The sequence below is a fragment of the Pseudomonas sp. HP_01 genome (assembly GCF_055284355.1).
The window spans coordinates 42,001-63,082 of record NZ_JBTOPV010000011.1 but is presented as its reverse complement, the minus strand read 5'-3'; the positions used below and the strand labels follow the sequence as shown (position 1 = coordinate 63,082).

The 21,082-nt window shown below is 59.1% G+C and carries 35 protein-coding genes; 31 read left to right on the top strand and 4 right to left on the bottom strand.

What is annotated here, in order from left to right:
• Positions 1–61 precede the first annotated feature (61 nt).
• On the top strand, positions 62–526 hold the full coding sequence (locus tag ACYAR8_RS08435) for a DUF1652 domain-containing protein (RefSeq protein WP_342742142.1): 465 nt from the start codon (positions 62–64) through the stop codon (positions 524–526).
• Positions 527–767: 241 nt separating this feature from the next.
• On the opposite strand, the gene ACYAR8_RS08430 is transcribed toward ACYAR8_RS08435, so the two are convergent.
• The 4 genes from ACYAR8_RS08430 to ACYAR8_RS08415 all read right to left on the bottom strand — a co-directional run bounded on the left by ACYAR8_RS08430 (position 768) and on the right by ACYAR8_RS08415 (position 2,935).
• Positions 768–950 carry a hypothetical protein gene (locus tag ACYAR8_RS08430; RefSeq protein WP_463579630.1) on the bottom strand — a complete coding sequence of 61 codons (183 nt, stop codon included), beginning with the start codon at positions 948–950 and terminating at the stop codon, positions 768–770.
• Positions 951–953: 3 nt separating this feature from the next.
• Complete coding sequence (locus ACYAR8_RS08425; RefSeq protein ID WP_463579629.1) at positions 954–1,265, bottom strand: hypothetical protein; 312 nt, start codon at positions 1,263–1,265, stop codon at positions 954–956.
• Positions 1,266–1,875: 610 nt separating this feature from the next.
• Positions 1,876–2,127, bottom strand: a complete 252-nt coding sequence (locus ACYAR8_RS08420; RefSeq protein ID WP_463579662.1) for a DUF1654 domain-containing protein — start codon at positions 2,125–2,127, stop codon at positions 1,876–1,878.
• 154 nt (positions 2,128–2,281) lie between these two features.
• A complete protein-coding gene (locus ACYAR8_RS08415; protein ID WP_074893364.1) occupies positions 2,282–2,935 on the bottom strand; it encodes a LexA family protein in 654 nt (217 codons plus the stop codon).
• Positions 2,936–3,022: 87 nt separating this feature from the next.
• On the opposite strand from ACYAR8_RS08415, the gene ACYAR8_RS08410 reads away from it, so the two are divergent.
• The 30 genes from ACYAR8_RS08410 to ACYAR8_RS08265 all read left to right on the top strand — a co-directional run bounded on the left by ACYAR8_RS08410 (position 3,023) and on the right by ACYAR8_RS08265 (position 21,080).
• Positions 3,023–3,238, top strand: a complete 216-nt coding sequence (locus ACYAR8_RS08410; RefSeq protein WP_463579628.1) for a hypothetical protein — start codon at positions 3,023–3,025, stop codon at positions 3,236–3,238.
• A gap of 87 nt (positions 3,239–3,325) precedes the next feature.
• The gene (locus ACYAR8_RS08405; RefSeq protein ID WP_463579627.1) at positions 3,326–3,748 is read left to right on the top strand and encodes a phage regulatory CII family protein; all 423 of its coding nucleotides are present in this window, start codon (positions 3,326–3,328) and stop codon (positions 3,746–3,748) included.
• Between the two features lie 146 nt (positions 3,749–3,894).
• A complete protein-coding gene (locus ACYAR8_RS08400; protein WP_074893607.1) occupies positions 3,895–4,557 on the top strand; it encodes a Rha family transcriptional regulator in 663 nt (220 codons plus the stop codon).
• An 11-nt stretch (positions 4,558–4,568) separates the two neighbouring features.
• Complete coding sequence (locus tag ACYAR8_RS08395; RefSeq protein WP_463579661.1) at positions 4,569–5,345, top strand: helix-turn-helix domain-containing protein; 777 nt, start codon at positions 4,569–4,571, stop codon at positions 5,343–5,345.
• Positions 5,346–5,365: 20 nt separating this feature from the next.
• The gene (locus ACYAR8_RS08390) at positions 5,366–6,001 is read left to right on the top strand and encodes a replication protein P (protein ID WP_463579626.1); all 636 of its coding nucleotides are present in this window, start codon (positions 5,366–5,368) and stop codon (positions 5,999–6,001) included.
• Positions 5,998–6,222 carry a DUF3310 domain-containing protein gene (locus ACYAR8_RS08385; protein WP_463579625.1) on the top strand — a complete coding sequence of 75 codons (225 nt, stop codon included), beginning with the start codon at positions 5,998–6,000 and terminating at the stop codon, positions 6,220–6,222. Before ACYAR8_RS08390 ends, ACYAR8_RS08385 begins: the two co-directional genes overlap by 4 nt.
• Before the next feature lie 106 nt (positions 6,223–6,328).
• Entirely contained in the window at positions 6,329–6,631 is a 303-nt protein-coding gene (locus ACYAR8_RS08380; RefSeq protein WP_463579624.1) for a DUF1364 domain-containing protein, read from the top strand.
• Positions 6,628–7,011, top strand: a complete 384-nt coding sequence (locus tag ACYAR8_RS08375) for a phage protein NinX family protein (RefSeq protein WP_074893617.1) — start codon at positions 6,628–6,630, stop codon at positions 7,009–7,011. Before ACYAR8_RS08380 ends, ACYAR8_RS08375 begins: the two co-directional genes overlap by 4 nt.
• A gap of 228 nt (positions 7,012–7,239) precedes the next feature.
• Positions 7,240–7,650, top strand: coding sequence for a VRR-NUC domain-containing protein (locus tag ACYAR8_RS08370; RefSeq protein ID WP_463579623.1), 411 nt, complete (start codon positions 7,240–7,242; stop codon positions 7,648–7,650).
• Positions 7,647–7,913, top strand: coding sequence for a hypothetical protein (locus ACYAR8_RS08365; protein WP_074893621.1), 267 nt, complete (start codon positions 7,647–7,649; stop codon positions 7,911–7,913). The genes ACYAR8_RS08370 and ACYAR8_RS08365 overlap by 4 nt, the downstream gene beginning before the upstream one ends.
• On the top strand, positions 7,910–9,199 hold the full coding sequence (locus ACYAR8_RS08360; protein WP_463579622.1) for a tyrosine-type recombinase/integrase: 1,290 nt from the start codon (positions 7,910–7,912) through the stop codon (positions 9,197–9,199). Before ACYAR8_RS08365 ends, ACYAR8_RS08360 begins: the two co-directional genes overlap by 4 nt.
• The gene (locus ACYAR8_RS08355; protein WP_463579621.1) at positions 9,196–9,465 is read left to right on the top strand and encodes a hypothetical protein; all 270 of its coding nucleotides are present in this window, start codon (positions 9,196–9,198) and stop codon (positions 9,463–9,465) included. Before ACYAR8_RS08360 ends, ACYAR8_RS08355 begins: the two co-directional genes overlap by 4 nt.
• 3 nt (positions 9,466–9,468) lie before the next feature.
• Positions 9,469–9,783 carry a hypothetical protein gene (locus ACYAR8_RS08350; RefSeq protein ID WP_463579620.1) on the top strand — a complete coding sequence of 105 codons (315 nt, stop codon included), beginning with the start codon at positions 9,469–9,471 and terminating at the stop codon, positions 9,781–9,783.
• A 3-nt stretch (positions 9,784–9,786) separates the two neighbouring features.
• A complete protein-coding gene (locus tag ACYAR8_RS08345; RefSeq protein ID WP_463579619.1) occupies positions 9,787–10,350 on the top strand; it encodes a hypothetical protein in 564 nt (187 codons plus the stop codon).
• Positions 10,351–10,502: 152 nt separating this feature from the next.
• A complete protein-coding gene (locus ACYAR8_RS08340) occupies positions 10,503–11,066 on the top strand; it encodes a hypothetical protein (RefSeq protein ID WP_463579618.1) in 564 nt (187 codons plus the stop codon).
• 170 nt (positions 11,067–11,236) lie between these two features.
• Positions 11,237–11,605: a DUF3450 domain-containing protein gene (locus tag ACYAR8_RS08335; protein WP_037010788.1), complete on the top strand. Its 369-nt coding sequence runs from the start codon at positions 11,237–11,239 to the stop codon at positions 11,603–11,605.
• The gene (locus ACYAR8_RS08330) at positions 11,605–11,943 is read left to right on the top strand and encodes a hypothetical protein (protein ID WP_463579617.1); all 339 of its coding nucleotides are present in this window, start codon (positions 11,605–11,607) and stop codon (positions 11,941–11,943) included. The genes ACYAR8_RS08335 and ACYAR8_RS08330 overlap by 1 nt, the downstream gene beginning before the upstream one ends.
• A complete protein-coding gene (locus tag ACYAR8_RS08325; RefSeq protein ID WP_463579616.1) occupies positions 11,943–12,440 on the top strand; it encodes a DUF2514 family protein in 498 nt (165 codons plus the stop codon). The genes ACYAR8_RS08330 and ACYAR8_RS08325 overlap by 1 nt, the downstream gene beginning before the upstream one ends.
• Positions 12,437–12,565 (top strand): hypothetical protein, encoded by a 129-nt coding sequence (locus tag ACYAR8_RS08320; RefSeq protein WP_369304320.1) that lies wholly within the window; start codon positions 12,437–12,439, stop codon positions 12,563–12,565. The genes ACYAR8_RS08325 and ACYAR8_RS08320 overlap by 4 nt, the downstream gene beginning before the upstream one ends.
• 274 nt (positions 12,566–12,839) lie before the next feature.
• Positions 12,840–13,199, top strand: a complete 360-nt coding sequence (locus tag ACYAR8_RS08315) for an HNH endonuclease (RefSeq protein ID WP_463579615.1) — start codon at positions 12,840–12,842, stop codon at positions 13,197–13,199.
• Between the two features lie 182 nt (positions 13,200–13,381).
• Positions 13,382–13,867, top strand: coding sequence for a phage terminase small subunit P27 family (locus tag ACYAR8_RS08310; RefSeq protein WP_282372748.1), 486 nt, complete (start codon positions 13,382–13,384; stop codon positions 13,865–13,867).
• Positions 13,867–15,600 carry a terminase large subunit gene (locus tag ACYAR8_RS08305; RefSeq protein ID WP_463579614.1) on the top strand — a complete coding sequence of 578 codons (1,734 nt, stop codon included), beginning with the start codon at positions 13,867–13,869 and terminating at the stop codon, positions 15,598–15,600. Before ACYAR8_RS08310 ends, ACYAR8_RS08305 begins: the two co-directional genes overlap by 1 nt.
• Entirely contained in the window at positions 15,597–15,761 is a 165-nt protein-coding gene (locus ACYAR8_RS08300) for a hypothetical protein (RefSeq protein ID WP_463579613.1), read from the top strand. Before ACYAR8_RS08305 ends, ACYAR8_RS08300 begins: the two co-directional genes overlap by 4 nt.
• A complete protein-coding gene (locus ACYAR8_RS08295; protein ID WP_463579612.1) occupies positions 15,754–17,064 on the top strand; it encodes a phage portal protein in 1,311 nt (436 codons plus the stop codon). Before ACYAR8_RS08300 ends, ACYAR8_RS08295 begins: the two co-directional genes overlap by 8 nt.
• Before the next feature lie 3 nt (positions 17,065–17,067).
• Positions 17,068–17,910: a head maturation protease, ClpP-related gene (locus ACYAR8_RS08290; RefSeq protein WP_074891347.1), complete on the top strand. Its 843-nt coding sequence runs from the start codon at positions 17,068–17,070 to the stop codon at positions 17,908–17,910.
• 11 nt (positions 17,911–17,921) lie between these two features.
• Positions 17,922–19,298 carry a phage major capsid protein gene (locus ACYAR8_RS08285; RefSeq protein ID WP_463579611.1) on the top strand — a complete coding sequence of 459 codons (1,377 nt, stop codon included), beginning with the start codon at positions 17,922–17,924 and terminating at the stop codon, positions 19,296–19,298.
• A gap of 48 nt (positions 19,299–19,346) precedes the next feature.
• On the top strand, positions 19,347–19,775 hold the full coding sequence (locus ACYAR8_RS08280) for a hypothetical protein (RefSeq protein WP_463579610.1): 429 nt from the start codon (positions 19,347–19,349) through the stop codon (positions 19,773–19,775).
• Between the two features lie 3 nt (positions 19,776–19,778).
• Positions 19,779–20,264: a head-tail connector protein gene (locus tag ACYAR8_RS08275; RefSeq protein ID WP_463579609.1), complete on the top strand. Its 486-nt coding sequence runs from the start codon at positions 19,779–19,781 to the stop codon at positions 20,262–20,264.
• Entirely contained in the window at positions 20,264–20,626 is a 363-nt protein-coding gene (locus ACYAR8_RS08270) for a head-tail adaptor protein (protein WP_463579608.1), read from the top strand. Before ACYAR8_RS08275 ends, ACYAR8_RS08270 begins: the two co-directional genes overlap by 1 nt.
• A complete protein-coding gene (locus tag ACYAR8_RS08265) occupies positions 20,619–21,080 on the top strand; it encodes a hypothetical protein (protein ID WP_463579607.1) in 462 nt (153 codons plus the stop codon). Before ACYAR8_RS08270 ends, ACYAR8_RS08265 begins: the two co-directional genes overlap by 8 nt.
• The last annotated feature ends 2 nt before the right edge of the window (positions 21,081–21,082 follow it).

Below are 21,082 nucleotides of genomic sequence, written 5' to 3'. Positions count from 1 at the left end.
GGGAGAGTGCTGGCGGGTAAACGCTGGGTGAAAAAAAGCCCCATCGAACGCGGGGCTTTTCATGTCGCTGGTTCACGAGGCCTCCCTACGTGAGCCTTGCTTACCGGCGCCGCCTAATGCGGTAGGCCGGGTCAATGTCGTTTACATGGCTGCAAATCCTCGGGAAGTTGATGTTGCCGTCGCGATACCGCGCCAACGACTAGATTTCTGTTGCTATGATTGTTGGATCGAAGTCGATGTTAAGAAAGGACTCTCCATGATCTCCACTCTCGAATTGCGCCATATCATTGAGTCAAGCTTCCTGCCTCAGAAGTGTATTTGTACCGTCAACTCCGTCGGCACGATGACTATTCAGCTAATGAACCCATCGACAAATCAGGTCGACCTGACCGTGCCAGGCATTCCAATCTCGAGCTTGATAACTATGAGGGCTGTTGCCGATCTCGTTGCTCAGGTGAGGGAGGAACACAGGCTGGTACTGCTAAGCCAGCGGGACTCAAGTTCACCCCTTAACAGTCAGGGATAGCTCTTTATAGCGCCGAAACTGTCTTCTGCCACAAGCTAGGCTCGCGGCAAGGACTCGTCCGCATTGGGCTACGATCTTCGAGGGCGAGCCCTCAACCTGCCGAATTCATTGCCCCGTGCTGGGCTGGCAGGTAACCGGTATGCACGTTCCGGCAAGATCGCACCCCGATGCGGCCTGGTCAGCGTTCAAACGTTCCAGGGGTTCGGGCAGTTTTCGTCAGGCTGACGCTGGCGCTGGTTGTCTATCTGCCGATTGCTTCCAGTTCGGCCTGACTGTCTTGCAGGCGCTGGATGAGCTCCAGCCTTTCATTTCCGTTCAGATGCCGTGCTGCTTGAAACAGCCCCTCAGCCAGGTCGCCGTCGAACTTCATCGAGCCCGCACCGTGTTCCAGCTCAAGGGTGATGTGCTTGGATGTCTGATCCATCGATCAGATAAAGGCTGTGAGCGTCTTAGAGCCTTCAGCGTGGACGGTTGTCAGCTGCATTGCAGGGCCGTTTTGCGAGCGCTGGCCCTGTCGGATGATTTGAGCTGAGCGGGTGAACCGCTCGTTGGGGTTGTCGTCGCCATCGGGCAGATGAGTCGTGCAGGTCAGCGTCGAACAGTCTTCGCCATTTGGGCCCTCACCTTCGTGCGCGATGTCAAAGCTGGCGATCATTGCGATGCCGTGTTCGCGAGTAATCGCAATGATCTGCTGCATCAGCGGGCTGATCTGCTCGTCGTAAATTTCCTCTTTGTTCACGGTGTCACCTCCGGTTGATTTCCCGTCTGGCCCTGAGCATCCAAGGCCAGCCAGTGAAACCTTGTCGCGCTACACCGCCGATGGCTTCGCGCTGCGGCTTGTTCGGCCTTGAGCTTCCCTGTTCACGTCGCATAGATCGGCTTCTGCGTCGTGGTCATTGGGTTCGATATTCGCTACACGACAGCCAACTGCAGCTCGGCGGCCCGGTGGGGTGGGCAGTCCGTCGTGGGTTACCGGTCCGTTTACCGGCTGGTCTTACTACTTCATTGGCTGGTACCTCCTGTGGTTTTTGTTCCTCTCCATACGTTTTGCCGGATTCATATCTCTGCCCAGGTCACACATTTCGTGCTCGGTGTTTTTCTTGGGTGGCTGCATGGTTTGGCGTACTCGCGATATGGCGAGTACGGCAGCTATCCAGAGGCTGCGTGGACGACGATTTAGCTTGTTCCGACCCAATGGGTACGTCGTGGTGGTCACGTCTGGTTGTTAAAGAGCGGTGCCGGTTATGTGTTGGCATGGGCAAAATATAGGTCTGCACATATTTATTGTCAATGGGTATGCCCATAAGTTTTGGCGAAGACGATAAAAAGCCCGCGAAAGCGGGCTCCGTTCATAGGTCGATGTATCTTCTCCATCCTATTCGAACGCAGCCAGGCTGGAGGCGCTCTACCGTTATGCCATCGGTCTCATCCAGTTCCTGAAGTACTTGCTCCCAAGCTTCAGGCGTTTCGTCCTCGCGCCTGGTGATGTCCACGGCTTGGCGTTTCTGCACTTTCGGGTCAGACACTAGGCGCTGAATCCTGCGGCCTACCTGCTCATATGGAGTCGGCGAAAATGTGATGTTCGCGGTGCTTGGTATCATGTCATCCTCCGTAGAAGTACTGTATGGATAGACAGTATTGGATCCGTGTTGAAACGGCAATACGGAGGAGTACATTTGTTCTCCTTGAGCGGGAGCCCAAGAAAAAGCCCGCTCTGGGCGGGCTGATCTTGATTCCTGAATCGGGGCAAAGCACCTATAAGCGGGCGCTCATCTGCACAGCCACACCGATTATCCGGCAGTTCTCATCACATTCGACCATCTTGTATGCCGGGTTGAGCGGTTTCAAATATCGAACGCCGCCGTCCTCAACCAGCTTTTTGAAAGTGGCTTCGTTGCTGGCGGGAAGCTTCGCAATAACCAGTTTCCCGGGCTTCACGTCAGCCTCGGTATCAACCAGGATCATCATTCCTTCCGGTACGCTGACTCCTGCAGGGGCCGTCATTGAGTCCCCTTTGACCTCAAGCCAGAACGCTGGACCCTTAGAGTCGTAATCAGATGTCTCGTACCGGTCTGAAAAACCATCTGGATAGGGCTGGACCGCCTCCTCCCAAGATCCGGCAGAGACCCAGCTGATAACTGGATACCGAAAAAGCATTTCGGGTTGGACCACATCTTTCACGTTCGACGGCTCGGCAGCCTCAACCACCATGGGGCCCGCTCCGCTTTCGATCCAGATAGCAGAAACGCCACACGCTTTGGCGATGGATGCGTTGTAAGACGACCGCTGCGATCTGCCTCGTTCAAGATCCGAAATAGACGCTTGATCGATGCCCACGAGTTTCGCGAGCTGCGCTTGGGTCAGTCCTGCGTGCCGGCGAGCGGCCTTGATTCGGTCTTTGTATTCCATTTGGCGATTATTACTGGCGCACCCATATCGTTGCAAAGTGGTATCCCTATGTTCTACGATATGGGTATTCACATACGGAGGGGCAGCATGAACACTATTTTCAAGGACCTCGTTGCCCACTTCGGCACGCAAGAGGTCACAGCCGAAAAGCTGAAGGTCGATCAAAGCACCGTTTCTGGCTGGGTTCGCGGTAAGCACGGCATGTCTCCTGTCATTGCCAAGCGGGCTGAAGATCTGACCGAGGGTGCTTTTAAGAAAGAGTCCCTCTGTCCCGCTTTTCCTTGGGCAGAGATGGTGGCCTGAGCCCACGTCCCTGTTGTTCTGTTCGGTAGAAACATTTTGCAACGCGTGCTGGCACGCAGCCACTGAAACAAATTTGAGGGTTTACGAATGGAAGATTTCTTGCGGGCCTGCCACACGACGGTGAAGGAAAGCGGCGCCGAGGAGCTGGCCGGGAAGATGTGTCTTGCCCACGTGAGCCTGCTCCAGCGCTCCAACCCGGACAACGCAGCTCACCACCTGACCATCGAGCACCTCTTCGGGATTCTGCTGCACACCCAGGACATGCGTCCTCTGCTGGCGCTGGCGACCGGTTTCAACTTCGACCTCGTCCCAAAGGAAGAGCCGGTAGCGATTGATGTTCACCAGGCGCTGGGGCACGTCGCGCTTGAGATATCCGAGGTGACCGTCGAGACGCACCGTGCAATGGCTGACGGTCGCGTCGACCAGATCGAGCGCGCACGAATCATGCGCGAGATCGCGCATGCACAGAAAGCTCTGGACGTGCTTTTGGCATCGATCAAGGCAGCCTAAATCGCGGGCACAAAAAAGCCGGGATTGCGGCCCGGCTTCTTCAACAACACTTGTGAGGTCCGATTATGCACACCACGAACACCCGTAGCAATACCCCGCGTGATTCGTCAGTTTTCCACCTGCCGCAAGTAATGACGCGTCAGGTCATGTCGTCTCGCGAGATCGCCGAGCTGACCGGTAAGCAGCACAAGAACGTCAAGCGTGACATCGCCTCGATGCTGGCCGACCTGAAAATAGATGCGCTCAGTTTTGAGCGCACCTATTTGGACGGCCAGAACCGCAACCAGACCGAGTACCTGCTGGACCGCGAGCACACCGACTGCCTGCTGACCGGCTACAGCGCACCACTCCGCATGGCAGTGGTTCGCCGCTGGCGCGAACTGGAGCAGCAGGCAGCCCCACGCATCCCGGCCAATTACGCCGAGGCGCTCCAGCTAGCCGCAGACCAGGCCAAGGAAACCCAGCGCCTGCTAGGCGTGCTTGAGCTTCAAGCACCCAAGCTCGCAGCCATCCGCCGGCTTGCCGCAGCTGAGGGCGCGATCTGCATCACCGACGCGGCAAAACAACTCGGCATCGCCCCGTCCAAGCTCTTCGACTGGCTCCAGGCAAATCGCTGGATTTACCGCCGCGGTGGGTCGACTCGCTGGATCGCGATGCAGCCACGCATCCGTGACGGCTTCCTGAAGCACAAGGTGACCGCGCTCAAACCCGATATCGAAACCGGTGTCGAGCGCGCGGCATATCAACCCCTCGTTACCCCGAAAGGCCTCGCACGCTTGGCCGAAAAGAACATTGGAGCCGCGCTGTGAGTGTTCAAGCTATGTCATGGGCTCTCGCATTGCCGAAGGCTTCCCTTGAAAACCCTGCTGCCCGTCATGTGCTGTTGTGCTTGGCGAACTACGCCGGTAGCGATGGCCGCGGGGCGTTCCCCTCTGCGCTGACCCTGTCAGACGACACCGGTCTTTCCGAGCGCACCGTGCGCCTAAAACTGGATGAACTGGAGAAGGCGGGATTTATCACCGAAGGCAATCAGGCCATTGCTGCTGCCTACATCGAGCGCCGCGACCGCCGCCCAGTCGTGTACGACCTCCAACTTAAACGGGGTGCAAATGCTGCACCCCGTAAAGAACGGGGTGCAGATAACCGCACGGGGTGCAGCTCACAGCAGAACGGGGTGCAGGAAAACGCAGAACGGGGTGCAGCAGCTGCACCCAATACACCACTTAACCATCAAGGAACCGAAGAGCAGCAGCTGCAGCGCGATTTGGCCGCTGAGATTGCCGAGCAAGACCTCGCCGCCGCTGAGTGCCCGTCGCCGAACCAACGCTTCGCCATGTTCGCCGCGTGGGAGCCAAACGCTAAAGCCTTGGCCGACCAGATCGCAATCGCCGGCATCCCGGCAGGCTCGGTGCCGGACGCGGCAGTTCGATCGTTCAAGGGTTTCTACGCTGCCCGCCCGAGCACTTTCGATTCGGCGCATGGCTGGTGTTATCGCCTAGTGCAGTGGGTCAAGCGTGAGCGAGTCAAGGCTGCTGGCCAAGGCCACGCGCCAGATTTCGATGACACCAGCTGGGCTGAAAATATGGGAGATCTGTGATGAAGTCCGTCGCGAGCATCATGCAGCAACTGCCGAACGTGCCATGTGCCGAGGTCGTGTCGCTCACGATCGACGCGGGCACCATCCACGTGATCAACCAGCTGTTCCGTGAGCTGAAGGCGATCTTCCCGGCGTGGAAGCAGGCCTGGCCTGACAAGGAAGACATCGGCGCGGCAAAGGCCACATGGGTCAAAGCTTTCATGGCCGAGAACATCACCCGCATTGAGCAAATCCGCTTCGGCATCGAGCAGTGCCGCAAGCTGGGTTCGGACTTCGCACCGAGCGTTGGCAAGTTCATCAAGCTGTGCCAGCCCACGCCGGAAATGCTCGGCATCCCTCCACTGGAGAAGGCTTTCCGCGAGGCCTGCCGCAACGCTCACCCATCCATGGCTGGGCAGGGAAAGTGGTCTCATCCGGCTGTCTGGCACACCGCGAAGGAGTGCGGCTTCGAACCGCTCAACCGCCTCGAAACCTCCCTCGCCATGAAGCTGTTCGAGCGCAACTACGTGGTCACCTGCCGCCGAATGATCGAGGGTCTGCCATTGCAGAAGATGCCCTTGGCGCTGCCGGCCCGCGCCGAAGCCCGGCGCACTCCCGATATCGGAAACAAGGCCTTGGCCGAACTGCGCGCCCGTCGCGCCGGAGCATCAGCATGAGCGCACTCAACACACAAGTGTCCGGTGACCATTACAAGTCGCTGAATATTCAGCCCATCGAGTTCATCCATGCCAATGGCATTCCCTTCGCCGAGGGGAGCGTAATCAAGTACGTGACGCGCTGGCGCGCCAAGGGCGGCATCGCCGATCTGCAAAAGGCCAAGCACTTCCTCGAGCTGCTGATCGAGCTTGAGAAAAAAGCGCAGGGGCTCGCCGAATGAAGACTTTCCATGCGCTGATCCGCGTCTTTTGCTGCGCCGTGTTGCTGATGGAGTTTGGCTATTCGCACCAGGTGCGCGTGGTCGAGTTCCAGTTTGGGGGTGGCCTGTGAAGCAGACGAAGTTCACCAAGGCCGCGCGCGGCCGCGACTGCCAGATCCGTGTGCCGGGCTTGTGCAATGGAAACCCGGAAACCACGGTGCTGGCTCACCTGCGAATGGCCGGGACGCGCTGCGGCACCGGCCTGAAGCCGCACGACTTGCAGGCGGCCTGGGCGTGCTCGGCCTGCCATGAGGCCGTCGACGCGCGCCGCAAGACCGAGTTCAGCCGTGATCAACTCCGCACGATGCACATGGAAGGCATGGTGCGGACCATCGACATTCTGGTGAGCGAAGGGAAGGTTGCAGCGTGAGCGGGTTCGTGGAGGTGAAGACGGCAGAGCTTCAAGGCATGGCGCTGGACTGGGCTGTCACCGGAACCGGTTGCCTCACGATCGAGCAAAACGGGCTGAGGTTCGATCAGCAGCACCGGCCGACCGTTGGCGGCGACTTCGAGATTCCATATCAGCCATCCACCAACTGGGGTCAGGGTGGTCTGCTGATCTCGCGATTCCTGATGGACTTCAGTTGCGATCATACGGAGACCATTGGAGCCGCCCTATGCGACGAAAACGGCATGTATCTGAACGACCACATGTCGTATGGACCTACCCACCTCATAGCTGCTTGCCGAGCACTGGTCACCTACAAGACCGGCGAGTGGGTCTGCATCCCAAAGGAGCTTCTCTCATGAGCGCCTCCCGCATCTGGATCTGCATAGCAGCCATCACTCTGGTAACCGCAGTTGGTACCGGGCGCAAAGTCGATACGGCCGTGAAGCCGGCCAATTTGCAGGAGTTATTTCGATGACCTGGTCCCAGCTCAAAACCCTACTGAACAACTCGACGGTGCTCAGCACGGGGCGAGACACATTTGCTTTCGGTCCAATGAGGGTTCCGGCGAAAGGCGCAGGCAAATGAGGATGTTCAAGGCTTCGTCCACCCGCGCCAAGCCGGTCGATCGCGAAGGTCTGGAGCAGGCCGCGCTGATCAAGGAGCTCGAACTGAGCCTCCCGGCCGTGGCCGCCTTGATCTACCACGTTCCCAACGGCGGGCACCGTCACAAGCTGGTCGCCATCAAGCTGAAGGGGCAGGGCGTCAAGGCGGGCGTGCCAGATCTGGTGCTGCCGATGGCGCGCGGGGGCTACTTCGGCCTTTACCTCGAGTTCAAGGCGACGGCGCCGAACGATGCAGCGGTGTCGGCCAGCCAACACGCGTGGATCCGCCGGCTGAACGATCAGGGCTATCTGGCGATCGTGTGCCGGGGCCACTTCGACGCGATGGAGCAGATCCGCGCTTACCTTCGACTTACTCAGACCATGGTGGCCGCGTGAGCAATCAATTTCAGCCGGGCGACTTGGCGTTGACAAAGGTCTTCGATGCCGACATCCCAGCCGGCAGTCAGGTAGAGCTGACCGAGCGCATCGAGAAAGGCGCCTTGGTTCGCGGCAAAGGCTATTTCCGGGCTCCCTCGCCAGGGTGGTATGTGATTCAGCAGAGCTCGGGCGTAAGCACGGCCTATGCCGATCACGAGCTGATTCCACTCCGGGGCGAGCGCGATTCGGCAGAGCAGAAGGCCAAGGCGGTGTCGGCATGACCACAGCCGCGGTGAAGATCACCGAAGCCGAGATCAAACGGCAAGCGGCCGGCACAGTTCAGGACGTGCGCGACCTCGAAAACAAGGGTCTGTACCTGCGCTTCAACAAGGCCCGCACCGGTGGTTCGTGGTACCTGGTATCGAAAGGGAAGTGGAACCCCATCGGCACGTTCCCCGAGCTGACGTATAAGCAGGTCGTTGCGGCATTGCCCTCGGCTCGCCTGCGTCTGGCCGCCGGCGAAGGTGCGAGTCTGTCGAAGTGGGACACCGTAGGCGAACTGCTGGATTGGTTCTCCGACCGGATGTCGCGCGATCGCAATCTGTCGGCCAAGCGCAAGAACACTGGCGCATCGATGATCAAGTGCCACCTGAAGCCGCGCCTCGGAGAGTTTCCGCTGATCGGCCTGGACAAGGCCACTCTCGACACCCTGCTGATGTGGCCCCTGCAGGAAACCATTTCCATCGACTACGTCCGTTCGGTGTTTCAGCTGCTGGCCCTGGCATTTCGTCAGGCGGCCAAGCTGGGGATGATCACGTCCAATCCGATGGCGGCGATTCGGTTCAACGACTTCTCCAAGGCCAAGGTAGGCATCAAGCCGTCACGACTGCGCGGCGTTCAGCTTGAGGGCCTGATCGGGCAGTTGACCAGGGTCATGGACACCAACCCGCTGGATTCCATGCTCGCGCTGATGATGCTCTGCCACGGCACGCGGATCGGAGAAACCCGGATGGCGCGCTGGGCGCATATCAGCCTGGCCGAGCGTGAATGGTTCATCCCCGCCGAGAACACGAAAACCGGTGTCGAGCATCACTTACCCCTGACCGAGCAAGTGTGCGCGCTGCTGACACGGTATCGCGACGGCCAGTACGCCCGAGGCTATGACGGGCAGTACCTGTTCCCCGCGCGCAACGGCAAGGCATTGGGTGAGGCGCAGGGCTGCGCAGTGTTCCGCCGGTTGGGGCAGGGCGAGTGGACGAGTCACGACCTGCGCAAGGTGGCGCGCACTGGCTGGGCAGACCTGGGCGTGGACCACCTGATCGGCGAGCTGCTGATCAACCATGCGATGGGCCACAACGTGAAGGTTTACATCCAGTCGGACGTGATGAGCCGCAAACGCGATGCCTTGGAGAGGTGGCACGCGCATCTTGATCAGAAAGGGCTTGGACTGATTCACGGATTGACCGGCTTTAGATATGAAGATTCTGGTAATGCGCTGGAAGCCACGGCGCACATGGCCTGCAACCCTATTCAAGAATCAACCATAGGCGAGGTTTCAAAAGCATGAATAACAGCGATCTGATCGATAGAGCCCTCGCCATCAGTGCATGGATGTCCTATGACGTTGACACCCCCAACGGCAACGCGAAGATGATGATGCGTGAGCTCTGCCACCGCCTTGGGCAGAGAACGGTGCGAATCGAAAGGGTGGACGGTGGCTACGCGATGACAACCCTTTTCGGGTTCAAGCGTCGGCTGACCTGGAAGGAACAGCTTATGTGGCGGCTGTTCGGCTGGCCGCCGCTGGGCACGGAACTCCTGCGAGTTGCCTGAGACATGAAAAAGAGCCACGGCCCCGCTTTCCGCAAACAGTTGAGACCGCTGATCGAGTGTGCGGCCTGCCGCGGTAAAGGCGTTACCCAAGGTATTAGCTATGAGCTGGAATGCCTTGCATGCAACGCGTCGGGCTGGGTCTGTGCCGATACGGGCGCCGCGCTGCCGCTGGAAGACCTGGTCCCGCAATTGAACATGAAGCTGCGCAACATCACCGCCGAGTTGAACCGGGCTCGGCACAGCCAGGGCGGCGCGCACGAACAATACGAACAGAACAACCGCCGCGGCGCCGGTGGATCGAACTACACAGGGGATTGATCGATGGGCATGTACAAAGATGTGATGGGTACCCTGGTGCGCGTGCTGGCCGCTGACAACATCGACAACAGCACGAAGCAGTCCTGGCAGAAGCTGATTGACGCCGATCTGCACCAAGGCGGCAATGGCAGCACCCTTTCGCCGCGTGACAAGTTCGATTACGACTGCTGCCTATACGCGCTGCTGCATCGTCAGCTAGAGCCTTCGCAGTGGGACGTGCTGGTCGCAAAGTACTCAACGCACAAGGCGAACAAGGTCGCCGCGATCGGCCGGCTGGTGAGTCGCATTTCATCGCCCGCACCGCAGCTGTTCATCTATAAGGCGCTGACGGCGTGGGCAATCCCAAAGCTCAAGGGCGTCCAGTCCGACAAACGCTCGACTGACATGATCGTGCTGCCCGCCGAGTTCTACGACATGAACACATGGGACGTGGATGCTTCCCCAGAGCGCACCCGCCGCAACTGGAGAGCAGGAATCCATAAGAGGATCGAGCAACTGGAGGAGGCGGCCGTTATCCATGCGACCCACATCTTCGACGCCGAACAAATTTTCATCGATGCCGCTTGACCATGATTGCCGTTTGGCCGTAAATTAACCCCATCATGTCGATCTTGCGTGTTATGAGAGAGACTTCAGAAGCCCCGCCAATGTGCGGGGCTTTTTGTTGGTCCTGATTTGTTGATAGCATCCGGAATCAATGGAAAATGGACTGACCGGATATGATTGCCCGACTGCTTTTGCTGAGTTTGATCGTCTTACCGATTGCCGCATCGGCTGACAAAAAGAAGGCGGATGACGTCGAGTATCTTTTGCCTGCAGATTTTGACGATGCAAGCGTCTCAGATAAGTCCGATCAAAAGCCCGGACTGCAACTAACGGCGAAAGCATTTCAGGCCGGCATGAAGAAATTTATCGGTGACGATGTTGATTGTAAGACTGCGAAACTGACTGCCCCCAGCAGCATGAAAAAGGGCAAAGTGGTTTATCAGCAGATTGATGTTTCGGGCTCCAAGCTGGACGTGTTTTTGGACATGGGAGCCGAAAGCCGTATCACCAATGTTCGCTTCGAGTCCGCCATTAAGGATCAGGATCACTTGGTAGCCATGTTGTGCGCAACGTACGGCTTGATGCGGACCATTGAGCCAAATCACATAACGCCTGCGGCCGCCAAGAAAGACGCGCTACATCTCTGGCAGGAGGCGCAGACCAAGCCTTTCTCGAAAGCCTTCATGTTCAACACCTTTAAGGCTCAGATGGTGCCTTTTCAGGTGAACGTCTTTTGATGTAACAGCTACCCGATCCCCGCATTAAACATTTACGAGCCCCGGCATTTGCCGGGGCTTTTTCGTTTTCGGCTCTGCCACACCCATCGCTCCAAGCTGGGAGTGCTGCTGTAGCCGTCTCAAATGCTCCGTCTTGCCCGCATCCTCGGGCTTTTTTATTCGAGGTAACGATGGACCCAACCGACCTCGGCCCAGGCACAGCTACCTGGCTGGGCGGTACTGGGACTGTTCTATTGGCAGGCTTCCTGTGGTTGAGGAAGTTCCTGTCCCGTGATGCAGCAGATCGCGCCATGGACAACGCCGATATCGGCACTGTCCGAAGGCTTAACGAGCTGCTCGACTCGGAGCGTGCTGCTCGGAAGGAGTCTGACGCCCGGGCCGACCAGTTCGCGAAAGAACGCAACGAACTTGCAGCCGCTGTAGGCCGTATGGAGGGAAAGATCGAAGCCCTCACAAGCCAGGTCGCACAACTCACAGATAAGGTGGCCAGCCAGAGCTCGGAAATCGCCCGGCTGTCCCAGCTTGGAGGAGCAGCCTGATGGACAGATGCGCAATGGAATTCATAGCCCGCCGCTGGTGGCGTCGGGTGGAGGTATGGGTCATCGCTTTGCTGATGGTAGCCGGATCGTTTTCGCTAGGATTCGGTGCGTCGCAATGGTCGCTCGCGAGTTGGTACAGCAACCAGGTTGCGCAGGTCCGCGCTGGCTACGACGAAGCGCTGAAGCAGCGTGATCTGCGCCTGAACACGCTGGCAGACAAAGCGGGTAAGGCCGCGGAGAAGGTGGAGGCTGCCGCCAGCACCGCAACCGAGGCCGCCGGTGTTGCCAGCAAGGCTGCTGACAAGGTCAACGAGGCCGTCGACAGAGTGTCGCCGTAATGGGTGCGCTCAAGCTGGTACCTGTGTGGGCATGGCTGCTGTTGGTTCTCCTGGCAGTGACTGGTTATCTGTACCTCCGGCTGGACCACACGACCACAGCCCTGGCTACCGTGACAGGCGAGCGGGACGTCGCCACTGCGCGCGCTGCATCGATCAGCAAGACGTTGAGCCTGCAACGCCAACTCACTGAAGACTCGAACAAGGCGACAGACCATGCCACCGAACAAGCTGAACATGTCACGGCTGCTGTTGCTGTTTCTGATGACCGCGCTCGCAGCCTGCAGCAACAAGTCACCGATCTGCTTGCCAGCCGAAAGCGTTGTTCTACCGACCTTGCCAGCACAGGCAAGACAAGAGACGACCTCGCCGCTGTGCTCGCCGACCTGCGTCGAAGCGCTGACGAAGAAGCGGGAAGCCTGGCAGCAGCGCTTGACCGAAGCCGAATAGCTGGTCAACTGTGCGAGGCAATGTACTCCGCAGCAATGAAGGCGAGATGAAGAAGTCCTGGTACGTCACCGTGCCGGGCTATCCACCATTCCCCATGATCATGCCGGAAGACCACGACTATGCAGGCGCGCTGGCAGTTGCGCGTTGCAAGTGGCCGGAGTGCAGCGTTGAGTAGTCCGATGGACAATCAGAGACCGCCTCTCCGGAACCCGCCACCTCCGACCACCGAGTGGTTTGGCCGGCCTGCTGGCTGGCAACCACCACCTACGCCGCCGCCTATGCGCGGCGGATCAATGCCGCACGCGCATGGCGTTCCAGTCCTGATCATCGCTGTTGCCCTTCTTGTGGGGGTTGCGATTGGCTTTAGGATGGCTGGCGGCTTGTGACGGGCTCATGGTGATCCGCACCTTCACCGACGGTTAGCCGTCACACCTTATACGGAGGCGCAGATGCCGCAGAGAACTCTCAAACCGTGCGCCGCCCGGGGTTGCAATGTTCTGACGCGAAACACTAAGTACTGCGACACCCATCTGGATCTCGCCAAAGCATGGGGAACCAGGCAAGGCTCAGGCCGTGGCGGCAGGCCCTGGCGCCGGCTGCGAGATCAGATTCTGGCCCGCGATCATTACCTGTGCCGCTGCGAGGAGTGCGTGCGGCTTGGCCGAGTGCGTGCTGCGACTGAGGTCGACCACGTCGTGGCGCTGGCACATGGCGGCACTGACTACCCAAGCAACCTCAGGGCGATCCATCACGACTGCCACAAGCTGAAGACGGCGCGCGAGGCGCAGGCTGCACGCGCCAACGGGTGAGGCGTGGCGGGATGCTGTGGCACGTGAGTGGCCCTGTGTGGCACGTCAACTACCCGACCGCTCGTCGGTCCTGCACCGTTTTGGGGCGGGGGGAGGGTCGAAAGTCCAGGGGTTTACGAGGCGGACACCGCCTGCCCGTCGTTTTTTTACACCCGCGAAATTAAAAATTCAGGAGTTGCGCGATGGGAGGCACCGCCACGGTCGCCGGCCGTGGTCGCAAACCCAAACCAACGGCCAAGAAAGCATTGGCCGGGAACCCGGGCAAGCGTGCGCTGAACACCGCCGAGCCCCAGTTTTCAAAGATCACCCAGGTAGATCCTCCTGAGTGGTTCAGCCCTCGGGCCGCCACGATGTGGAACATGATTGTTCCAGAGCTGCTGCGCGAGAACGTGGTTGCCATCACCGACTTGCATAACGTGGAAGCCTTCTGCACCGCCTATGACAACTGGCGCATGGCGCAGGAGTCGATCAAGGCGCACGGCATTGTGGTGACCGGCGCCACCGGTGGCCCCATGAAGAACCCAGCCTTGACCGCGGCGAACGAGACGATGCGTCAAATGGTGACCTTCGGTTCGATGCTCGGCCTGGACCCGGCCAGCCGCACGCGCCTGATCGGCGGCAACAAGGAAAAGGAAACCAACGAGTTCGCCAAACTATTGAGTAGCTGATGCCCAAACTTTCCCATCCCAACGTCGACAAGGCGATGGCGTGGGGTCGGTCATTGCTGCGCGGAAAGGTGCCGGCCTGCCGTTTCATTCACCAAGCTGTGCAACGTCACTTTGATGACCTTGCCGCCAGCCGCAAACGAGGCTTCCGCTACAAGTTCGATCCGATCAAGGCTGAGAAAAAGCTCAAGCTGATGCAGCTCCTGCCGCACACAAAGGGCGAGTGGGCTTTCAAGCGTCAGCTGATCAGTCTGGAGCCTTGGCAGTTGTTCGGCCTGGCGGTCACGTTTGGCTGGGTCAAGAAAAAGGGCGGCCACCGTCGCTTCCGCGAGAGCTACTGGGAAGTGCCTCGCAAGAACGGTAAATCCGTTGTCGCCGGTGGCGTTGGTATCAGCATGTTTGTAGCTGACGGCGAGTTCGGCGCCGAGGTGTACGCAGGTGCAACCACAGAGAAGCAGGCGTGGGAGGTGTTCCGGCCTGCGAAACTGATGGTCAGCAAATCGCCGATGTTGATACAGGCGGCCGGGATTGAGGTCAACGCCTCGAACATGAATATCCCGTCCGACTTCAGCCGTTTTGAGCCTCTGATCGGTAACCCTGGCGACGGTGCGTCGCCCAGCTGCGCGATCGTCGACGAGTATCACGAACACCCGACGTCGGCCCAGTACGACACGATGCTCACAGGTATGGGCGCGCGCCGTCAGCCGCTGATGTTCATCATCACCACTGCGGGCGCGGATATCGAAGGGCCGTGCTACGACAAGCGGCGCCAGGTTGTAGAGATGCTGGCCGGAACGGTTCCGGACGAAGAGCTGTTCGGCTGGATCTGGACTCTGGACGAAGGGGACGACTGGACCGATCCAAAAATGCTGGCCAAGGCCAACCCGAACCATGGCGTATCGGTGTTTCAGGAGTATCTGGAAAGCCAGCAGGCACGGGCGATTCGTTCTGCTCGCTTCGCAAATACGTTCAAAACCAAGCATCTAAACCTTTGGGTCAGTGCCAAGGCCGGCTTTTTCAACATGGAAAGCTGGAAGGCCTGCGAAGACACGACGCTGACGCTCGAACAATTCGAGGGCCAGGAATGGATTGCCGGTTTCGACTTGGCCCGCAAGCTGGACATGAATTCAAGGGCTCGCCTTTTCTGGCGGGTCATCGATGGCAAGACCCATTACTACAGCATCAAGCCGAAATTCTGGGTCCCTTACGACACCGCTTACAACACCGATAACAAGCGCATGGCCGAACGGTTCCAGGCTTGGGTCAACTCCGGGCATCTGGAGGTGACCGATGGGGCGGAAATTGATTACCGCGAGATCCTCGAGGACACGAAGGAAGCCAATCATCACGCCCCTTTGAGCGAATCACCCATCGACCCCCACGGTGCTACGGGTCTGAGCCATGACTTGGACGACGAGGGCTTCAGCCCGATCACGATTACCCAGAACTACACCAACATGTCAGACCCCATGAAGGAACTGGAAGCGGCTATCGAAGCCGGCCGCTTCCACCATGACGGCAACCCGGTCATGACCTGGTGTATTGCCAACGTAATTGGCAAGCATCTACCAGGCAACAACGACGTCGTACGCCCGATCAAGCAGGGCGACGACAACAAAATCGATGGCGCGGTTGCGCTGATCATGTCGGTCGGTCGGGCGATGACGAAAGTCGTTGTCGGCGATGGCGGCGTGGACCGATTCATGGATTCAATCCGGGACCCCATATTCGAATGAACACAGCATCGATTATTTATTTGCTGATCGCAGTGCTGGGCTTCGCCTGTGCTGTGGCAGGCGTTTACATCCTGCTCGGCGTCGGCTGGGCACTACTTGCCGCCGCCTCATCGTGCTTCGTTGCTGCGGCCTTCATTAGAAGGGGACTGACCAGTGGCTAAGTCTCTGCGATCTGTTTTAAGCAGTGCGGTGACGGCGCCACGCTCTTCGATCATCGATTGGGTGGGGCGATCGATCTCTGGCGGTGCTTCCGGGATTTGGGCGCAGACAGTCGGCAGTACTTCTGCCAATGGCAAGACAGTGACGATCAACAAGGCCATGCGACTGGCGGCCTGCTGGTCCTGTGTGCGCCTCATTTCCGAAACGATCGCCACGCTGCCCCTCGGCTTGTATCGCCGAATGCCGGACGGCGGTCGAGAGGTTGCCGGCGACAACGACCTGCACTGGATACTCAATACCAATCCCAATAGCCGAATGACGGCGGTCCAATTCTGGGAGGCCGTAGTTGCTTCCATGTTGCTGCGAGGTAATGCCTTCGTCGAGATCATCCGCATCAGCGGCCGAATTGTGGCGCTTGAATTCTTGCTGCCCAACCGGGTGGAGCTTGATGTAGCTGAAAACGGTGAGCTCCTCTACCGGTACCGGGAGAAGAACGGAAAGCTACGCGATATCGCCGGCAGCGACATGATGCACATTCCCGCGTTCTCTCTGGACGGGCAAGTCGGGCTCTCACCCATCGCTTACGGCGCCGATGTCTTTGGCGCCGCGATGTCGGCTGAAGACGTGGCCAGTGCCACCTTCAAGAACGGTATGCACCAGACCGTCGCCTTCGAAGTTGATCAGACGCTGAACAAGCAGCAACGCGACGACTTCCGGGATTACGTTCAGCGTATCAGTGGCGCGATGAACGCCGGCAAGTCACCCGTTCTCGAGAAGGGCGTTAGTGCCAAGGTAATTGGTATCAACCCCATTGATGCTCAACTGCTGGAATCTCGCGAATACAGCGCCGAGGAAATCTGCCGGTTCTACATGGTAGACCCGACGCTGGTTGGCTACAGCGATAAAGCTTCGAACTGGGGCACTGGCCTGGAGCAGAAGCTGCTGCGGTTTCTGACCTTCACGCTGCGCAGTTACATGCGCCGCATCGAGGAGGCGATCAGCCGCAAGTTACTGACGCCTGCTCAGCGCCGGCAGATCTATCCGGAGTTCTCCATTGAAGGCTTGATGCGGGCTGACAGTGCCGCGCGCGCCACGCTGTATTCGCAGATGGTGCAGAACGGCATCTATACCCGCGACGAATGCCGGATGAAGGAGAACCTCCCAAGGATGGGAGGCAATGCCTCAGTGCTCACCGTACAAACCAACCTCTCCCCAATCGACCAACTCGGCCGGGGCGACGACGGGCAAGCCGCAAAAGCTGCTCTGCAGAACTGGCTCGATCAGCCGGCAAATTCGAAGGACTAACTCATGCAACCAAAAACCAGAGCTGGCAGTTTCAACTGCGAGCTGAGTCCGCGTGCGCTCGATAAATGGAATCCGGCCATCAAGGCCGCCGTGGAATCAACCAACGACACCATCACCATCTACGGCGTGATCGGCCAGGACTGGTACGGAGAGGGTGTGACCGTCTCACGTATTGATGCCGCCCTGCGCTCCATCGGCGACAAGCCGGTCGACGTCTATATCAACTCGCCGGGTGGCGACATGTTCGAAGGCCTGGCCATCTACAACCGTCTTCGCGAGCACAGCCAGGCGGTAACCACAAAGGTGCTTGGTCTGGCTGCCTCCGCTGCCTCTGTCATCTACATGGCGGGCGAAAAGCGCGAGGTCGCGAGTAGCGGCTTTCTGATGATCCACAACTGCTGGACCGTTGCCGTCGGCAACCGCCACGACCTGCGCAACACCGCAGACACCATGGAAGAGTTCGACGCGGCAATGGCTGATCTGTACGCGGAAGGCAGCGGCCAGGCCGTCGTGGACATCACCGAAATGCTGGATGACGAGACCTTCATCCGAGGCAAACGAGCGGTGGAGCTCGGTTTCGCAACCGGACTGCTGTCATCCGACGAGATCACCGAACGCGAAGACGAGCAGACCCAGCAAAGCAACGCGCTCAAAGCCATGGATGTGGCTCTCGCAAAAGCGGGGATGGCCCGCAGCGAGCGCCGCGAACTCTTCGCCAATTTCAAGTCCAGCACGCCGCGCGCTGCTGGCGGGGGTACGCAACACGCTACCTCGTCCGACAGGCCTCGCGCTGTCGAGCTCGACCTTGCACCCCTGCCAAAACTCTCTTTCTCAATTCCTGCGTGAGGCTTCACACCATGATGAAATTTCGTCTGTCCCCGGCATTCTTGATGGCGGTGCTGGCCATCGCTGCCTTGATTCCGCTGACCTTCGGCGTAACCCCCCAAGCCATCGGCGGCGCGGTTTTTTTGGTCGGGTTCGCGACCACGCTCGTGAAACGCGGTACCTCCCGCTATACCGGCTGGAATGCCCAGATGGGCAAGATCGGTGAGGCCGACATCGAAACCCAGTACAAGGAAACCCAGGCCAACCTCAAGGACATCGGCGATCAGCTCAAGGCACATGCCGAGATGGCACAGAAGCACGTTGATCGCCACGAGGGCCTGAGCAAGGAAACTTCGGCCAAGGTCGACGAACTGCTGATGAAGCAGGGCGAGCTCCAGGCCCGCGTGCTTGAGGCCGAGCAGAAGCTGGTTAATGCCAACCGCGACACTCAGCGCAACGAGCCACCAAAGTCCGCTGGCGAACTGTTCGTTGCCAGCGATCAAATGGAAGGTGTCAACTCGTCCTTCCGTGGCTCTCGTCGCGTCTCTGTACCGCGCGCCGCAATTACCACCACCTCTGCCGGCGGCCTCGCTGCTACCGAGCGCTTGGACACTGTCGCCCTGCCGGGCGTGCGCCGGGCGACCATTCGCGATCTGGTCGCGCCTGGTCAAACCGAAGCAGGCTCGCTCGAGTACGTTCGCGAGACAGGCTTCACCAACAACGCCGCGATCGTGGCGGAAGGGGCGGCCAAGCCTTATTCCGAAATCACCACCGCGTTGATCACTGCACCGGTCCGCACCATCGCTCACCTGTTCAAGGCGTCTCGTCAGATCCTCGACGATGCAAAGGCGCTGCAAAGCTACATCGACGCTCGTGCTCGCTATGGGCTGCTGTTGACCGAAGAGGCCCAGCTGCTTTACGGCAGCGGCGCCGGCGCGAACCTGCAAGGGCTGGTTCCGTTGGCAAACATCTACGCCGCTCCAGCGGGTTGGAGCGCAACCGGCGAGCAGCGCATCGACCGCCTGCGCTTGGCTCTTCTGCAAGCCGAGCTGGCTGAGTTTCCTTCCGATGGCATCGTGCTGAACCCGACTGACTGGGCCCTGATCGATCTGCTCAAGGACGACACCGGTCGCTATCTCATCGGTCAGCCACAAGACGGCACCGCGGCTCGCTTGTGGAACCGCCCTGTCGTAGCCACTCAGGCGATGAAGGCAAACGACTTCCTGGTTGGTGCCTTCAAGTTGGGCGCGCAGATCTTTGACCGCATGGAAGTGGAGGTCCTGATCTCTACCGAAAACGACAAGGACTTCGAGAACAACATGGTCACGCTACGCGCCGAAGAGCGCCTGGCCTTCGCCATCTACCGAACCGAAGCGTTCGTCACCGGCAAGCTCGCTGCAGCTGCTTAAACCCGACCCCTGAAATGGGGCGGCGGTGCCGTCCCATCGAGGTGAGATATGCCAGACGTATTGATCAAGCCGCTGCGGGCCTACGAGGACCGCGGCACCATCCGCGACGTTGATAACGAGCCTTACGCAGCACCGGTATGGCTTGCGAAGGAGTTGGAACAGCTCAAGCTCTGCCAGATCGTGAGAGAAGGTGGCGCATCGGTGATGGATCTGCCAGCCAAATCTGACCCGACCTTTGCGTTGAAAGTCGCCAAGAAGGGGCAGCGCTGGATTGTCGCTGACGCCCAGGGTGTCCAAGTCGGCGACTTCATCGGCAAGCGAGATGAAGCCGAAACCGAACTCGCAAAACTAGTGGCGGCCGCGCAGTTAGCCTCTGCTGATGCACCGGAAACGCCAATCGCTCCACCCACCGAGCCGTTGGTCGCGGACGAAGATTCACCTCCGCCGATCGAGTCGGACGAGACCGTTCAGGAGTAAGCAATGTCCGCGATCAGTATCGATCTCGCGATCGAGTATCTGCGCGCCGAGGACGATGATCGCGAACTCATCCAAGGCTTGCTGGAAGCGGCAGAGGAATCAGCTTGCAACTTCATGGCGCGCCATCTTTACGCTGATGCTTCCGCTAAGGCGGCAGGGCGTGCAGACGCTATTTATTTGCAAAGCCAGGCCAGATTCACCTATAGCGCAGCTATAGCAGCGGCCGGGCTCATCTATGAAGAAGATGATCGTTTGTCTGCGGTTGAGATTGCTGAATACGACCTTAAGCATGCGATCACTCAGTCAGAAGCTATGAGCCTGGGCATTGTACTCACTCCTGCGATTCAGGCTGCGTGCCTGCTCATCCTGGGGCACCTCTACACCAACCGCGAGGATGTTGTGGCCGGCGCCGGGACGATGACTGCAGTTGCGCTGCCGCAAGGTTCGAGGTCTTTGCTTGCACCTTATCGTGTGCAGATGGGGGTTTGATGGCGATGTCTGAACCTGGTGCCGGCGACTTGAACCGCCGCGTTACCCTGAGGCGGCGCTCAGATTCTCCTGCCGATGGCGGTGGTCTGGCTTCGCAGTTCAGTGGAGAAAAAAAACGCTGGGCACGCATCGAGCCTGTTGGCACTGCCATTTACCATGACAGTGTGCAGACCGATTCCAAGATTACCCACCGCATTACCTTGCGGTATCTAGGCGTTCTGCCCATCGATTTTGAGGTGGTTCACGGCGCCGTTGTTTACCGTGTCAGCCGTGCAACCGATATGAACGGCAGTCACAAATTCACCGTTCTTGAAGTCGAGGAGCTTGGCACGGATCAGCCAGGAGGTAGCCTGTATGGCTAGACCTGCAGCTTATTTGCACTTCGGCGACTTCGACAGCTACGGCAAGCTCGACTTCGACAAGAAAGAGATCCGCAAGGCGATGCGGCGTGCGGGTGTTCTGGTTCGTGCCAGGTCCCGAAAGCTCGTCAGCAAACGCGGGGCATCGGAAACAGGTCAGTACCCTGGCTTACGAAAGGGCAATCTGCGCCGGTCGATCTCCTACCGGGTGAGTCACTCGGGATTCATGGTCAAGATCGAGCCGAAGAAAACAGCGGAGATGAAGGCCTTCTATCCGGCATTCCTCTGGTACGGCGTTCGCCGCGGCGCCAAGCGAGGAAAGTCGCACAAGAAGCAGGCATCAACAGGCGCATGGCGAATCGAGCCGCGGCAGAACTACATGGTCGATGCTTTGGAAAGCAGCGCCAACGATGTACGAGCCATTCTTCGCCAAGCCTTCGCCGCCGCGCTTCGATGATC

What these genes read in the sequence shown, in the direction of transcription:
- ACYAR8_RS08345 (WP_463579619.1), top strand. Translation starts at nt 9,787, where the DNA reads ATGGGCATGTACAAAGATGTGATGGGTACCCTGGTGCGCGTGCTGGCC.
- ACYAR8_RS08300 (WP_463579613.1), top strand. Translation starts at nt 15,597, where the DNA reads ATGAACACAGCATCGATTATTTATTTGCTGATCGCAGTGCTGGGCTTC.
- ACYAR8_RS08400 (WP_074893607.1), top strand. Translation starts at nt 3,895, where the DNA reads ATGTCGTCTCGCGAGATCGCCGAGCTGACCGGTAAGCAGCACAAGAAC.
- ACYAR8_RS08415 (WP_074893364.1), bottom strand. Translation starts at nt 2,935, where the DNA reads ATGGAATACAAAGACCGAATCAAGGCCGCTCGCCGGCACGCAGGACTG.
- ACYAR8_RS08435 (WP_342742142.1), top strand. Translation starts at nt 62, where the DNA reads ATGTCGCTGGTTCACGAGGCCTCCCTACGTGAGCCTTGCTTACCGGCG.
- ACYAR8_RS08270 (WP_463579608.1), top strand. Translation starts at nt 20,264, where the DNA reads ATGGCGATGTCTGAACCTGGTGCCGGCGACTTGAACCGCCGCGTTACC.
- ACYAR8_RS08355 (WP_463579621.1), top strand. Translation starts at nt 9,196, where the DNA reads ATGAATAACAGCGATCTGATCGATAGAGCCCTCGCCATCAGTGCATGG.
- ACYAR8_RS08275 (WP_463579609.1), top strand. Translation starts at nt 19,779, where the DNA reads ATGTCCGCGATCAGTATCGATCTCGCGATCGAGTATCTGCGCGCCGAG.
- ACYAR8_RS08385 (WP_463579625.1), top strand. Translation starts at nt 5,998, where the DNA reads ATGAGCGCACTCAACACACAAGTGTCCGGTGACCATTACAAGTCGCTG.
- ACYAR8_RS08285 (WP_463579611.1), top strand. Translation starts at nt 17,922, where the DNA reads ATGATGAAATTTCGTCTGTCCCCGGCATTCTTGATGGCGGTGCTGGCC.
- ACYAR8_RS08370 (WP_463579623.1), top strand. Translation starts at nt 7,240, where the DNA reads ATGTTCAAGGCTTCGTCCACCCGCGCCAAGCCGGTCGATCGCGAAGGT.
- ACYAR8_RS08325 (WP_463579616.1), top strand. Translation starts at nt 11,943, where the DNA reads ATGGGTGCGCTCAAGCTGGTACCTGTGTGGGCATGGCTGCTGTTGGTT.
- ACYAR8_RS08280 (WP_463579610.1), top strand. Translation starts at nt 19,347, where the DNA reads ATGCCAGACGTATTGATCAAGCCGCTGCGGGCCTACGAGGACCGCGGC.
- ACYAR8_RS08420 (WP_463579662.1), bottom strand. Translation starts at nt 2,127, where the DNA reads ATGATACCAAGCACCGCGAACATCACATTTTCGCCGACTCCATATGAG.
- ACYAR8_RS08265 (WP_463579607.1), top strand. Translation starts at nt 20,619, where the DNA reads ATGGCTAGACCTGCAGCTTATTTGCACTTCGGCGACTTCGACAGCTAC.
- ACYAR8_RS08350 (WP_463579620.1), top strand. Translation starts at nt 9,469, where the DNA reads ATGAAAAAGAGCCACGGCCCCGCTTTCCGCAAACAGTTGAGACCGCTG.
- ACYAR8_RS08340 (WP_463579618.1), top strand. Translation starts at nt 10,503, where the DNA reads ATGATTGCCCGACTGCTTTTGCTGAGTTTGATCGTCTTACCGATTGCC.
- ACYAR8_RS08330 (WP_463579617.1), top strand. Translation starts at nt 11,605, where the DNA reads ATGGACAGATGCGCAATGGAATTCATAGCCCGCCGCTGGTGGCGTCGG.
- ACYAR8_RS08320 (WP_369304320.1), top strand. Translation starts at nt 12,437, where the DNA reads ATGAAGAAGTCCTGGTACGTCACCGTGCCGGGCTATCCACCATTCCCC.
- ACYAR8_RS08405 (WP_463579627.1), top strand. Translation starts at nt 3,326, where the DNA reads ATGGAAGATTTCTTGCGGGCCTGCCACACGACGGTGAAGGAAAGCGGC.
- ACYAR8_RS08315 (WP_463579615.1), top strand. Translation starts at nt 12,840, where the DNA reads ATGCCGCAGAGAACTCTCAAACCGTGCGCCGCCCGGGGTTGCAATGTT.
- ACYAR8_RS08395 (WP_463579661.1), top strand. Translation starts at nt 4,569, where the DNA reads ATGTCATGGGCTCTCGCATTGCCGAAGGCTTCCCTTGAAAACCCTGCT.
- ACYAR8_RS08390 (WP_463579626.1), top strand. Translation starts at nt 5,366, where the DNA reads ATGCAGCAACTGCCGAACGTGCCATGTGCCGAGGTCGTGTCGCTCACG.
- ACYAR8_RS08305 (WP_463579614.1), top strand. Translation starts at nt 13,867, where the DNA reads ATGCCCAAACTTTCCCATCCCAACGTCGACAAGGCGATGGCGTGGGGT.
- ACYAR8_RS08310 (WP_282372748.1), top strand. Translation starts at nt 13,382, where the DNA reads ATGGGAGGCACCGCCACGGTCGCCGGCCGTGGTCGCAAACCCAAACCA.
- ACYAR8_RS08360 (WP_463579622.1), top strand. Translation starts at nt 7,910, where the DNA reads ATGACCACAGCCGCGGTGAAGATCACCGAAGCCGAGATCAAACGGCAA.
- ACYAR8_RS08430 (WP_463579630.1), bottom strand. Translation starts at nt 950, where the DNA reads ATGGATCAGACATCCAAGCACATCACCCTTGAGCTGGAACACGGTGCG.
- ACYAR8_RS08335 (WP_037010788.1), top strand. Translation starts at nt 11,237, where the DNA reads ATGGACCCAACCGACCTCGGCCCAGGCACAGCTACCTGGCTGGGCGGT.
- ACYAR8_RS08290 (WP_074891347.1), top strand. Translation starts at nt 17,068, where the DNA reads ATGCAACCAAAAACCAGAGCTGGCAGTTTCAACTGCGAGCTGAGTCCG.
- ACYAR8_RS08410 (WP_463579628.1), top strand. Translation starts at nt 3,023, where the DNA reads ATGAACACTATTTTCAAGGACCTCGTTGCCCACTTCGGCACGCAAGAG.